The sequence below is a fragment of the Clostridium puniceum genome (assembly GCF_002006345.1).
GTDB lineage: Bacteria > Bacillota > Clostridia > Clostridiales > Clostridiaceae > Clostridium > Clostridium puniceum.
This window is the reverse complement of the sequence record NZ_LZZM01000185.1, coordinates 15,157-28,406: the sequence shown is the minus strand read 5'-3', so window position 1 is coordinate 28,406 and position 13,250 is coordinate 15,157. Positions and strand designations below refer to the sequence as shown.

At 27.0% G+C, this 13,250-nt stretch carries 11 protein-coding genes; 3 read left to right on the top strand and 8 right to left on the bottom strand.

Annotation, left to right across the window (positions count from 1 at the left end):
- Nucleotides 1-8 precede the first annotated feature (8 nt).
- From CLPUN_RS16315 to CLPUN_RS16300, 4 genes are all read right to left on the bottom strand, one after another.
- Nucleotides 9-1,001 carry a LacI family DNA-binding transcriptional regulator gene (locus CLPUN_RS16315; protein WP_077848309.1) on the bottom strand — a complete coding sequence of 331 codons (993 nt, stop codon included), beginning with the start codon at nucleotides 999-1,001 and terminating at the stop codon, nucleotides 9-11.
- A gap of 262 nt (nucleotides 1,002-1,263) precedes the next feature.
- The gene (locus CLPUN_RS16310; RefSeq protein ID WP_077848308.1) at nucleotides 1,264-2,619 is read right to left on the bottom strand and encodes a sucrose-specific PTS transporter subunit IIBC; all 1,356 of its coding nucleotides are present in this window, start codon (nucleotides 2,617-2,619) and stop codon (nucleotides 1,264-1,266) included.
- A 431-nt stretch (nucleotides 2,620-3,050) separates the two neighbouring features.
- Nucleotides 3,051-3,524, bottom strand: coding sequence for a hypothetical protein (locus tag CLPUN_RS16305; RefSeq protein WP_077848307.1), 474 nt, complete (start codon nucleotides 3,522-3,524; stop codon nucleotides 3,051-3,053).
- 156 nt (nucleotides 3,525-3,680) lie between these two features.
- Nucleotides 3,681-4,541: a helix-turn-helix domain-containing protein gene (locus CLPUN_RS16300; protein WP_077848306.1), complete on the bottom strand. Its 861-nt coding sequence runs from the start codon at nucleotides 4,539-4,541 to the stop codon at nucleotides 3,681-3,683.
- 180 nt (nucleotides 4,542-4,721) lie between these two features.
- On the opposite strand from CLPUN_RS16300, the gene CLPUN_RS16295 reads away from it, so the two are divergent.
- The 3 genes from CLPUN_RS16295 to CLPUN_RS16285 all read left to right on the top strand — a co-directional run bounded on the left by CLPUN_RS16295 (nucleotide 4,722) and on the right by CLPUN_RS16285 (nucleotide 8,682).
- The gene (locus CLPUN_RS16295; protein WP_077848305.1) at nucleotides 4,722-6,203 is read left to right on the top strand and encodes an oligosaccharide flippase family protein; all 1,482 of its coding nucleotides are present in this window, start codon (nucleotides 4,722-4,724) and stop codon (nucleotides 6,201-6,203) included.
- A 590-nt stretch (nucleotides 6,204-6,793) separates the two neighbouring features.
- Nucleotides 6,794-8,179, top strand: a complete 1,386-nt coding sequence (locus CLPUN_RS16290; RefSeq protein WP_077848304.1) for a right-handed parallel beta-helix repeat-containing protein — start codon at nucleotides 6,794-6,796, stop codon at nucleotides 8,177-8,179.
- A gap of 194 nt (nucleotides 8,180-8,373) precedes the next feature.
- Nucleotides 8,374-8,682, top strand: a complete 309-nt coding sequence (locus tag CLPUN_RS16285; RefSeq protein ID WP_077848303.1) for a hypothetical protein — start codon at nucleotides 8,374-8,376, stop codon at nucleotides 8,680-8,682.
- A 308-nt stretch (nucleotides 8,683-8,990) separates the two neighbouring features.
- Here CLPUN_RS16285 and CLPUN_RS16280 read toward each other — a convergent pair whose 3' ends face one another.
- From CLPUN_RS16280 to CLPUN_RS16265, 4 genes are all read right to left on the bottom strand, one after another.
- Nucleotides 8,991-10,643: an N-acetylmuramoyl-L-alanine amidase family protein gene (locus CLPUN_RS16280; RefSeq protein WP_077848302.1), complete on the bottom strand. Its 1,653-nt coding sequence runs from the start codon at nucleotides 10,641-10,643 to the stop codon at nucleotides 8,991-8,993.
- Nucleotides 10,644-11,223: 580 nt separating this feature from the next.
- A complete protein-coding gene (locus tag CLPUN_RS16275; RefSeq protein WP_077848301.1) occupies nucleotides 11,224-11,727 on the bottom strand; it encodes a PTS glucose transporter subunit IIA in 504 nt (167 codons plus the stop codon).
- Nucleotides 11,728-11,760: 33 nt separating this feature from the next.
- Nucleotides 11,761-12,060 carry a PTS sugar transporter subunit IIA gene (locus tag CLPUN_RS16270; protein ID WP_077848300.1) on the bottom strand — a complete coding sequence of 100 codons (300 nt, stop codon included), beginning with the start codon at nucleotides 12,058-12,060 and terminating at the stop codon, nucleotides 11,761-11,763.
- Nucleotides 12,061-12,188: 128 nt separating this feature from the next.
- Entirely contained in the window at nucleotides 12,189-13,058 is an 870-nt protein-coding gene (locus CLPUN_RS16265) for a MurR/RpiR family transcriptional regulator (RefSeq protein WP_077848299.1), read from the bottom strand.
- Nucleotides 13,059-13,250: the final 192 nt, after the last annotated feature.

Genomic DNA, 13,250 nt, shown 5'->3' with positions numbered 1-13,250 from the left:
ACCTATTTTTATTTAATAGATCGAACACTTTCTCTTTCTACAAGCTTTAAAGGTGCTTCCTTATTTTCTTGTAACTCTTTTCCTTCAATTAAATCCAGAATTCCTTCTGCTGTCTTTGTTCCAATTAATTCATAATCAAAAGCTACAGTTGTAAGTGTTGGATATGAAACAGTACCTATATCATACCCACCAAAGCCAGCTACTGAAATTTCTTCTGGTACCTTAATTTTATTTTCATGCAGATATCTAAGTACTCCGAGGCAAATATTATCTGTAGCACAAACTATAGCTGTTGGCTTATATTCCAATACTTCACTTGCCTTATTATATGCATTCATGAAAGAGAAATCTGTTTCTATAAATTTAACATCACATTTTGGATTGTTCTCTTTCACAGCATCAATAAATCCATTTTTCCTATCAACACCTACTGCTTTATCCCATTCATTTACACCTAAAAAAGCAATCTTAGTATGACCCATAGATTTAAAATAGTTGCCCATTATTTGCCCTGCTTCATAATCATCTATTTTTATATAATTAGTAAATTCATTTTTTTGCCCTGTAAAAATTGTTGGAATAGTAAGTTTACTTGTTAATTCAATATGTTTTTTAGTAATGGCCATAGAATTAATAACTATTCCATCAACACCTTGTTGGTGGAGACTATTAATGTTTGATAATTCTTTTTCAATATCTAATTCACTGATTAAAATAATCCCTTGATAATTATTTTCTTTTAACTTTTTATTAATTCCAGTCAAAAATTTACCTACTGTAACAGAATCAATTCTTGGAATTACAATTCCAATCAATCCAGTCTTTTTAGTTTTAAGCCTTTTTGCAAAAAAGTTAGTTTGGAATCCTGTCTTCTCAATCGCTTCCTTTATTTTTTTTGCATTTTCTTCACTGACATATCCATCATTTAAATATCTAGAAACACTGCTCTTGGATACATTAACCATATTAGCAATATCCTGAATTGTAACTTTTCTATCCATATTTTCCTCCATAAATAAGCTTTAATTAATATTATTATATATCATTATTGCACATTATTAAAAATAACTTATTCATTGGTATCTTTTATCTTAATTACAACTCGTTCCATATGATTTACAACTATATTTAATTACATGTTTTTAATTGAATTTTAGTTTATAACTACTTTAATATAGCTAGATAGACTTAGCCATAATATATATTTCTGCTAAATCTATCTATTCTATATCTTATAATAATTTTCACATTGTACTTAAAGTTTTATTCTTCAGCTTTAAAGAAGAAATAAGTTAAACAAAATGCTACTGCCATTGCTACTACATTAATTAAAATATAACTTGGTAAGCTGTTTACATATAATAGCATTCCTGGCAGTGCTGTTATTCCCATTCCTGTGCCTGCTAATTTAAGTATTGCTGCAAGCATACCACCAGCTGCTCCACCGACGCAACCAAATGCAAATGGTTTTATAAATCTTAAATTAACACCAAAAATTGCTGGTTCAGTGATTCCTAAAAATGCTGGAATTGCTGATGAAATATATAATGAACGCTTCTTTTTGTCTTTTGTCTTAAATGCTACTGCTAACGCTGCTGAACCTTGTGCTACAATGCCACAAGTTATTATTGAATTAAACGCATCTTTTCCTGTGCTTGCTAATAATTCAACTTCTAAAGCATTTAATGCATGATGGACTCCAGTAACAACTATAAGTTGGTGAATTCCTCCGATTATCAAACCTCCAACTCCAAATGGAAGCCCCATAAATGCTTTGATTGCTCCAAAGATTATTTGTTCAGCATTGTGCATGATTGGTCCAACTATTAATAATCCTAATATCATTGAAATTAACAATGTAATAAATGGCGTAACTATTAAATCTAATACATCTGGCACTACTTTTTTAAGTGCTTTTTGAGTTTTAGCTGCAATAATTCCAAGTACTAATGCTGGTAATACAGATCCTTGATATCCTACAACTGGAACTGTTAATCCTAGTATAGAGAGATTTATTGGTGTTGCAGTTCCTGATGCTACTGCATAAGCATTTGGTAAACTTGGCGATACAAGCATTAAACCTATTACTATACCTATAACTGGTGTTCCACCAAACTTTTTCATTGTTGACCATGCAACTAATGCTGGTAAAAATGCGAAAGCCGTATCTGTTAATACTTGTGTAAAAAGAATGAAATTTTCATTCATTTGTATTCCCAAATTTTGCATAAGTCCTCTTAGTCCCATAAATAATCCTGTTGCAACAAGCACTGGAATTATCGGAACAAAAACATCTCCAAAGGTTCTTGAAATCTTTTGAAGCGTTGTCATTTGACTATAAGCTTCTTCCTTATTATTTCCGGTATTTAAATCTCCATTTTCTTTAACGATAACATCATAAACTTTATTTACGAAACCAGTTCCAAGAATTATTTGATACTGAGCTGCTGCAAAAAATTGTCCTTTTACTCCGTCTATTGCTTCAATTGCTTTTTCATTAATTTTTTCTTTGTCTTTTAATATTAGCCTCAATCTAGTTGCACAATGTTCCATTGATTTAATATTGTCTTTACCACCAATATTTTCAAGAATCTCTCTTGCTACTATTTGTTCTTTCATAATTTACCTCCTAATTTTCGATTAACATCTCAAACCGTTTTCATGATTATATGATACCAGTTCCATATATTATGTGTCAAGCTTATTTTTTTAACTTATAAATTATTTTTTCTATTTTGACTTTTTTATTCTACAAAATCTTATTATTTCCTTGTATTTAAGTGCTTTATATGCATTTATTCCACTATATGATTTTATCTATTTTCTTATTTAATTTTTTCAAACCCACTTTATTTTTTGTCCCAGGTATCAGTTCCATATTTTTTCATAAATTTATATGGAACAAAATAAATGAAAAAAATATCACATTATCAGTTTAAACTAACTTGTGACATTAAATGCACGATATTTACCAAAAAAATAAAGCGTAATCTTTACAGTTCATATTATAACTAAAAGACCACACTTTACTTCTTAAATATATAATTCTATTAATATGTCATTTTTTGAACATAAATTATTTTAACTATCTTTTCCATTTCCTCATTTAATGCTAATTGGACTACTTTATTATTATTTAATTCAAAGGTATAAATGTTTAATCCATTTAGATTAGTATTGTAATATGCTGCTACACCATTCTTAAGCACATCTTTCTTTTGAGTAGAATATACTCTTCTAACATCATCTCTATTAATCTTTTGCGCAACTTTTCTTCTGCTTGCATTATAAACCTTTGTTACAGTAATGTCACCATTATATAATTCATATTCATAATCAACATACATAACATAGCTTCCTAAAAAAAATAGCACAGCTACTATTCCAAGTGCTATTCCAATTATAATTGATCCAAATATCATCATTAATGTAAGTACACCAAAAAGAATTGATATATTTTTAAGAATATTACTAATCCTCTTAGGTCTGTCTGATGGGATAAATTGTTCTAAAACAACCTCCATATTTCTACACCTCTCTTCACCTTGGTCTTTATATTAATATTTTAAATTATTTACTAATAATATCAAGTATATTATACCTCTTCAACCAAATAAAAAGTATTTAGTTTTTATATTTTTGTGAAATATCACATCGATTTCATGTGATTCTCTAATAACCTAAAGAATTTTTAATATAAAATTATAAGCTGCTTCATCTTCCCATTGAGATATTTTAACATGCCCTAAGCTTGCTCCTTCTATAGAAAAACTTAAAATTTCCTTTAAATCATTGTAATATACATCTCTATCAAGCTTAATTTTGCTAAACAAAATCTTTTGAACACATGGCTTGCTATTTGCATCGGAAGGAAGCATCATCATAGCTAACCCACCAACATATTTATTTTTATTTACATTAGGTTTAATCATATTCATATATGTAATTCCATCATTTGAACTCTGTAAATTGAAAAATATAATTTTATTAGAAATAGTATACTGACCTAAAAAATTTTTAATAACCTTATCATTAGAACAAATCTTAAAACTTACATTACCGCTTTTAATTTCGAAAATCCCTTCATGTAAACTTCCTTCTTTAGCTATGTTAGTCACTAGAAAATAAACATAATATTTCTCTTCAAATATATTAAATTCAAGCTCATTATTATTTTCTAAATTCTCAACATCTCCCATAGTTAATGGAATTGAAATAAGCTTTTCAATTCGTATATTATATACTTCACAAATATATAGTAATGTTTCTATGGATGGAAAAGCATCTCCTGATTTATACTTAGAAAGCAGATCCTCTGATATACCAATTTTATTAGCTAAGTTCTTTTGTGTTGACTCTAATTGAATTAATTTTTTTAAATTGTACATAAAAACTTTAGAAGTTTTTTCATATATATCATTTTTTAATGCTTTTACCTCATTAATATTATTGGACATAATATCAATATTTGCTTTAATATAGTTTAATTTGCTCTTGACCTTTTCATCTATTTCTTTAAATTCTTCTAGCTCTTTATTCAATTTCATCACTCCATATTATTATCCTCTAATGATAATCAAGTAAGTTGAATTATATTCAACTCAATATTTTATACTTTTCAAGTATATTAGATATTTATATATATCAATTGAAACAGTTCAATTACTATATTACCATAATATTGCAACCTTAAAAATACATTATGTGATAAGGAGGTACTTATGTCTAAATCTATATCAAAAAATGCTGTTTTCAAAGCAGTATTAAATATATCTAATATAATTTTACCAATAATAGTAATGCCTTTCGTACTTAATGCAATCCAACCTAACTTAAATGGATATATAACTATAGGTGAAAACTATACTGCAATTTTTATGATTTTTGCAAGCTTTGGAATTTATCAATATGGATTAAGAGAAGTAAGCCGGGTACGAGATGATAAAAAAAAATTAAAGCAAACAATTACTAGTTTATTTGTAATTACTATAGTTACTACAACTATAATTTCAGTTTTATACGTACTTTTTCTAATTACATTGCGTAGAAATTATGGATATTTCTATACATGTATGGTTATGGGATTAAACATAGTTTTCAATATGTTTAATGTTGAATGGATTAATGAGGCTTTAGAAAATTATGATTTTATAGCGATAAAAACTACGATAGTTAAAATAATATATAATATTCTAACAATATGCTTTGTAAAAACACAAGAAGATTTTCTATTTTACATATATCTTACTTGTGGAATAAATTTTATCAATAATATATCAAGTTTTATATATATCAAAAAGAAAATACAATTTGATTTCTCAGACTTACAATTAAAAAAACATCTAAAACCCATGTTTTCAGTAGTGGTACTTGCTAACACATATATTTTATATACCTGGCTTGATAAAAACATGATAAATAGTAATATAGGTTCAACCGAGGCAGGATATTATTCTGTAGCGCAAAAAATAATGTCAATGATAGATATTTTAATGTTTACAATAGTTCAAGTTTCTATGGCTAGACTTTCTAATTACTTAGAAAATCATTCAAAAGAAGTTTATTTAAAATTACTTAATAAAATAATTAAAGTATACTTTTTATTATTATTTCCAGCATCAATAGGGCTCTTTGGAATTTCCAAACAAGTTATTCTAATAATGGGAAATGGTGAAAATAAATTTCTTGCTGCAGTACCAATATTAATGGTATTTTCAATATATATGATAACAATTGGAATTGACCGTATTATTGCAGATCAAATACTTTATATTTTCGGGAAAGAAAAAGCAGATGCTAAATTAGTTTTAATTGGAGGCATATTAAATTTAATATTAAATACACTTTTAGTTATTACTAATATATTTACACCAACTACAGTAATTGGAACAACTCTAATTGTAAATTTAGTGGTCATAGCAATGGAATACAGATTAGTAAAAAAGGAACTTAAGCTCGATATACAATTATTTGCCTTTGAAAATTTAAAATATTTATATTACTCCTTAATATTTATTCCTATAATCTTTTTTATAAATAAATTTGTATCAGGCATAATATTATCATGTGTACTTGATGTAATTGTATGTTGTGGCGTTTATTTAGTAATACTTGTAGTAACAAAGGATAAGATATTCTTTGAGTTACTATATGTAGTATTTGAGAAAGTAAAGATATTTAATAATAAATCAAATGTGGCTTAACCGTTTTAGTTAAACCCTTCTTGCCTGTAGTAATCTACGATTTGGGAAATACATGCACACATTTTCATAATTCTACGAAAGGATCTAAAATCATATATAATCAACCATTAATAATTTATTTTTGATACTTTTCTGAATACTTTTAATAACAAAAGCTACAACTATTAATTAATATAAGTAACTAAGCTTTAACTTTTATATTATATTCCACTCAAGGAAAATATATTTTGTCTTAATGTGTTTTATAATATATGTTGGCATCATAAAAATATACCATATATTGGTGTGACATTCAATATTATTGTCACAAAAAGTATGTTTTAAGTAATAAACTATCAAATATCTATTTTTTATCTTTTGATGTACTATTGTCCATATTTAAAGGATTAGTTATTTATTTAATTTATGTATTATGTGAATATTTATATAAAGTTAAAAATTTTTAATAATTAAAAAATATGTATGTTCTAAAAGTTTATTCATTTAAATTTATTATATATTTCGAACAATCTAAACAAGTTAATTTTGCAAACTATGAATTTTATTAATTAGAGCTTATATATTAAATTATTTAAGTAGGAGGACTAATAATGTTAAATCGTTTAAAAGTTAAAAGTTTAGTTATGGGATCTGCTATTTTATTAGCAACGGTCACTACAACAATACCAACACAATTTAATATGGTTATGGCGAAAGAAAAGCCTGCTATTGTAGACACAAAAATAACACCACAAGCAGCTGTTCAAGAATTACCATATGATATTTATGTATCAAATGATGGAAATGATTCTAATAAAGGTACTAAGGAAGCACCATTTAAAACTTTAAATTATGCAGTATCAGTTGTGCAACCAGGCAAGACAATTTATTTAAGAGGTGGTATACATAAATATTCATCAACAATTAATCTTGTTAAATCAGGAAGTTCAACAAATCAAATCAATATATTTGCTTACCCAGATGAAAAACCAGTTATTGATTTTTCGCTTCAACCTTATGCTGCTGCATCAAGAGGTTTTTATCTAACAGGAAATTATTGGCACCTGAAAGGTTTAGAAATACAATATGCAGGAGATAATGCAATAAAAATTGAAGGTAACAACAATAAGATTGAAAATTGTGTAACACATAATAATGGTGATTCTGGAATACAACTTGGTTTTGCACATGAAACTGTTAATCCAAACGGAACTCTTTGTGCTAATAATGAGATAATAAACTGTGATTCTTATCTTAATTTTGATTTTGATAATGCTGGTGGTGATGCAGATGGATTTTCATGTAAAATGCACAACGGAAAAGGCAACAAGTTTATAAATTGTCGTTCTTGGAGAAATTCAGATGATGGTTGGGATTTATACGAAACAGATTGGCCTGTTGAAATAACTAACTGTTGGACATGGCATAATGGTGACAAAACAGATTTTGATGCAATATATCAACAAAAAATGGGCAAAAAAATGAGTTCATATCAAGGAAATGGAAATGGATTCAAACTAGGTGGAAATGGTACTGGTGGCAGTTCAAAAGGTGTACATGTTGTTAAAAATTGTGTTGCCTTTGATAACTATTTTAGATCTAAAAAAGGATTTGATCAAAATAGTCATAAAGGTGGCGTAATTATTCAAAATTGTGTTTCTTTTGGAAATGGTTATAATTATATGTTTGAAGATGCTTCAAACATGGAATTTGACAATAATGTATCTTTTGCTGTACGTGGTTCATTAGATCATGAAATTGCTACTGGTTCTGTTGAAAAAAATAATACTTGGAATTTAAAAATTACTCCAAATGCGGCTGATTTTGTTGGTTTAACTGAAAATTTAGCTAAAACTCCAAGAAATTCAGATGGAAGCTTACCAAACAATGGCTTTGCCAAATTAGTTAATTCTAGTGATTTAATTGATAAAGGGGTAGATGTAGGAATACCTTATTTAGGGGCAGCACCAGATTTAGGAGCATATGAAAATCGTTAGACATAATTTATAGCCTAAAGAAAGAATTGTATTTTTGTAATTCTTTCTTTATGTTCGTTCAAAAGCTTCTTATGAATTTCTTTTCAATATTTTCTTTTAAATAAATCTTCTTGATTCTCAATGGTACTGTTATATTAATCTAATGTATATTTTCATCAAAACCACACAAAATATAATATAGTGAGGTGTATGAGATGAAATTTAAAATTTTTATAATAGTTTTCTTAATATCTACAATTGCTCTTACAGAAATTCCAAAAGCAATTTTTGTGTCTGATACTTATAAACAAGGAATATATAATATTTCAACTCCACAGGAATTTAATGCTACTGCAAAACTTGTAATAAACCCTCCTACAACTTTGCTAATAATTGATTCTGTCGGTAATCAGAAATTCTATAAGAAATTTGATAATCTAAATGAAATTATAAACTTAGGTACTATTAGAAATGGAGATCTCATTGCCGTAATTGGTAATGGAGAAGTTGCTATTACTAAATGATTATTTAGTAAATATTAGAGTGAATAGTACTTGCTAAATTTAATTAAGTAGTCTTCACTCTAATAACTTTTATTTTTCTTAAACATCTACCATATTAAACTTATATAATTAATTTAAATTTGCCATTATTCTGACACAATAATACAATATAATAAAATTACAAGATTGGTAAAATCTTTTTTTCATAAAATATTTACCCCATAAATATAAAAAATAAAGAGTAACATACATATTCCCCTATGTGTGCTACTCTTTATTTAATTGACTTATACATCCTTTGTATTAATCAATATTTCTTTATTTTATTCTTACTTAATCCAAGCTCCACTAGGTCCTAATTTATATCCATCAACAGTAGTATTTGAAAGCATTGCACCAGAGGAGTTTAAATAATACCATAATCCACCATCATTTACCCAGCCTGTTGCCATATCACCTGATGGTTTTAAATAATACCATGATGAACCATCTTTAATCCAACTTGTTTGCATAGCACCTGATGTATTTAAGTAATACCAACTAGATCCATCTTTAATCCAACCTGTTTGCATTATTCCATTAGAATTTAAGAAGTACCACGTAGGTCCAATTTTAACCCAGCCAGTAGCTTTACTTCCATCTGCATTAATGTATGACCATGCCCCATTTGAACTAACCCATCCAGTCGTAACTGGATTTTTCCCTGTATCTGTACCATTTCCAGCCTTTCCATTAACTACTGAGTAGATGTCATTATCTTTATTCCAAGTCACTATATCATTATCATCGTAAACAGATAAATTAGTCATTGATTTATCTACAGTATATAAAATACTTAATGAACCTTTTACAACCTTGCTTATTGAGCCCTTATATAAAATCCATACATTCCCATTAACATCTATATCATAAGCGGTTGCATTTTCATTTTTAATATCATTATAAGTATCATCCAACTTAACTCTACTAATTCTATCTGAAGTTTTTGAACTATCAGAATTATCCCTTGACTTAGTTAAATCAAATTTTGATATACTTAATTGATTTGCTTCATTTGTTATTACATAAATTGATGAATCAATAAGTCTTACTTGAGATTTTGAGTTAGTTAATGTTGAATAATCAGATGTTGATATTTCATAAGATTCAACTGAATTTGGAATATAAGCTCCATCTACAGTATTACCTTTTGTTTTACTTATTTTTTGAATAAATCTTGAAGCTACTTCAATTGAATTATCAGATATAACTTCAACTATTCTATATATATAGCCAGAGTCTGCAAATAGAGTATTCCCCTCTCTTAATGAATATGTGATTCCATCAACCTTTTTAGTATCTTTCATTTTATCAAAAGTAACTTTGTTATAAGTATAAGTATTCTTTGTACTTGAAGCATAGAAAGTTATATTTGCAGTTTCGCTAGCATCAATATATGTTCCATCTATAGACACATACCCCTTATATTGTACCTTAGAGTCATTAATTGAGTATTCATACCATACATCACCAAATTGATTTGAATTGAGTTGAGTTGTATTTACGTTAAAAGAAGCTAAGTCTAAATCCTTATATCTTTTAACTTTTTTTATAACTGAAGAAGATAATTTAATTTTCATAAAATTATATTTATCTTGAATTGTTTCATCTTCAACGCTTCCAGTTGATAAATTTAATAATGTCTTTTTTGAATTATTGAAACTTAAATCGTTCTTTCCATATTTAATAGCACCTTCTAATGAGGTAACATTGTTAATTTCAATATCTTTAGTTCCATTAAAAAGATAAATTGATGTATCTTGATTATTATCTTTATAACCATCATATATATATTTCCCACCATCGAAAGCTTGCACTGATTCTAAAGTACCCGTTAAAGTTTCTAGCTTAGTTGCGGCATTTGCTGAAGTTGCAGGTATTATTGATACAAATGCAGTAGCAGTTAACAATAATGCATTTAATTTACTAATTCTTTTTATCATAATTTCGCCTCCTAAAAATCGAATATATTTCTCTTTTAAACTTTGACCTATCTAGCCATAAAATTACAACCTTGGTTTTTGTATTATATAATACATACATTATAAGCAATTGTGGTACCTTTTTCTAACATTAACAGAAGTTCTGCTCTTTTCGGATTTAAAATATATCGTTATCTCAAATATTTGTTAATTGCATTTTATATAAAAGCGGAAAATATATTAAATTTAACTTAAAAAATATACTTAAATACACTGGTTATTGTTTACTACTTAAAATCTAATTATTATAATCTAAATTTGTCATTATTCTGACACAATAATAATTTATAATAAAATTACAGTGTTAATAAAAATGTTTTTCATAAATATTTACCCCATAAATATAAAAAGTAAAGAGTAACATTACATATTCCCCTATGTATGTTACTCTTTATTTATTATTTTTTCTCTAATTATCCCAAAACCTTTCATCAGCAATATAATATCTCTCCTATAAAATTCTCTTATTCTTTATTCAATATATTAATTTAACTTACAAAATCATCAAGAATTTTTTTGAAACAAATATACCCTTCTTTAATTACAAACTACGGTAAAAAATAATAGCGAATGCTTTATCTTTTCCTTTTATTTTTTCCTGTGATAAAGTAATAATATCCATTATATTTTCTTGATTTATTACAGCAGTAATAACTTTAGTTTCATATCCCAGCCTTTCCATTTCATCAAAATCACATATAAGGAGCACCTCTCCTTCTCTTACCCTATCTCCTTCTGAGACAAATATCTTTGTACAATTTCCTTCTAATAAATTAATATCTTCTCCTACATATAAACATATTTTTGTTCCTAAATGTGAAATTATTAAAATAGAATGTCCATCTTTTTCTATTTTATCAACTATCCCGTTAACTGGAGATAATACTTTACTACTTTTAGGATGAATAGAAACATATTCTCCAAACACTTTCTTTCCAAAAAGCATATCTGTTATTTTAGACTCTGAAATTACTTCTCCATCTACTGGACTTAGTATATATTCTCTTCTTTTTGCTGCTCTCTCACTATGCTCTGTATTATTCATCTCATAACACCATTTCAACCCTTCCAGTTTAATCTAACTAAACCTTTCATAGATTTCAACAATTTCTTCTGCTAAATCTCTTACAGTCATAGCATTCATTAAATGATCTTGAGCATGAACCATTAATAAATTTAATTCAGTTTTATTTCCAGCTACTTCATCTTGAATTAACTTTGTTTGAACATTATAAGCCTTTTCTAAAAAAGTATTTGCTTCTTCTATACTATTTTTTGCTAATTCTGAATGTCCATTTTTAACTTTCACTATAGATTCCATGGCTTTACTTCTAGCACTTCCAGCATTCGCTATTATCTCCATTAATACTTCTTCCATATTGCTCTCTCCCATCTTTATAAATGTAGTTTATCTTCTTAAATAAGAATATAACTCCACATTATTTAAATCACAATATAATTGAAGCCAATTGTACTACTGGTTCATAATCTTCTTTTATTTCCTTTTCATTTTTGACACTTTGGTGTCATCTTAAATATATCTTTATGGTAATCGTAACTTATTTCTTTCTGCCAAGCTACTATCTCTTCATATTTATTTGCTAACATTTGTGTAAATATCATATCAAAAATATAATTGATACTATGTTGATTGGAGACAATTTCCATTCCTTCTACAAAATCACTTATTGGTATATGTATTAATTCATCACAATACTTAGATATGTCATCTGATAATGGACCTACTACCCCTACTAAATATATACCTAAATGTCTTAATACTTCTGCCGTACGTATGATGAATGGGTTATTTCCTGAAATAGATAATACAAAAGCCATAATTTTAAACTTTTTCTTAGCAGATACTAAATATCGTTCATTTAAAGTACTACTTACAGTACTTTCTATTCCAATAGAATTAAATTTATGAGACACAGTTTCGAGTGTTGCATATCCCATACCTGTAGAATAAAACTCTATCTTCTCCATATTAATCATTTGATTAATAATTCGATTTATAATGTTTTGATTATTGGACAAATTTACTTCATCAATAGCTTTTTTGTACACTTGCTGAAGCAAAATATCAATTTCTATATATGTGCTTTTTTTACTTAAAATTGGATATACATCTTCTTTCCCAAGAAGCCTTTCCTCATTAAGCTCTGAATATAACACCTTTTTTAATTCTTGATAACCTAAAACATTCAATTTTTTACATAACCGAATAACAGTAGATTTACTTGTAAATGTTGTTTTGCCTAATTCTTCACTACTCATTTTTTGAAATTCATTAGGATGATTCAATATAAATTCAGAAATTATTTTTTCATTCTCGGTGAAATTTATGCCTCTTCTCAATTTCTCAATTACCATATCATATTCTTCTTTCTTTATTTCGACTTCATCTTCAATTATATCAAAAGGTTAAATAATTACTATTATGCTTTTTATATCACAAAACTATGATATAAACATATCTTTAGAGCTCATATAATATAATTCAATTTTCTAGTTCAAACTTAGATATTGAGTATTTCTCAATTTACTAGCAATAATTAAAATGTT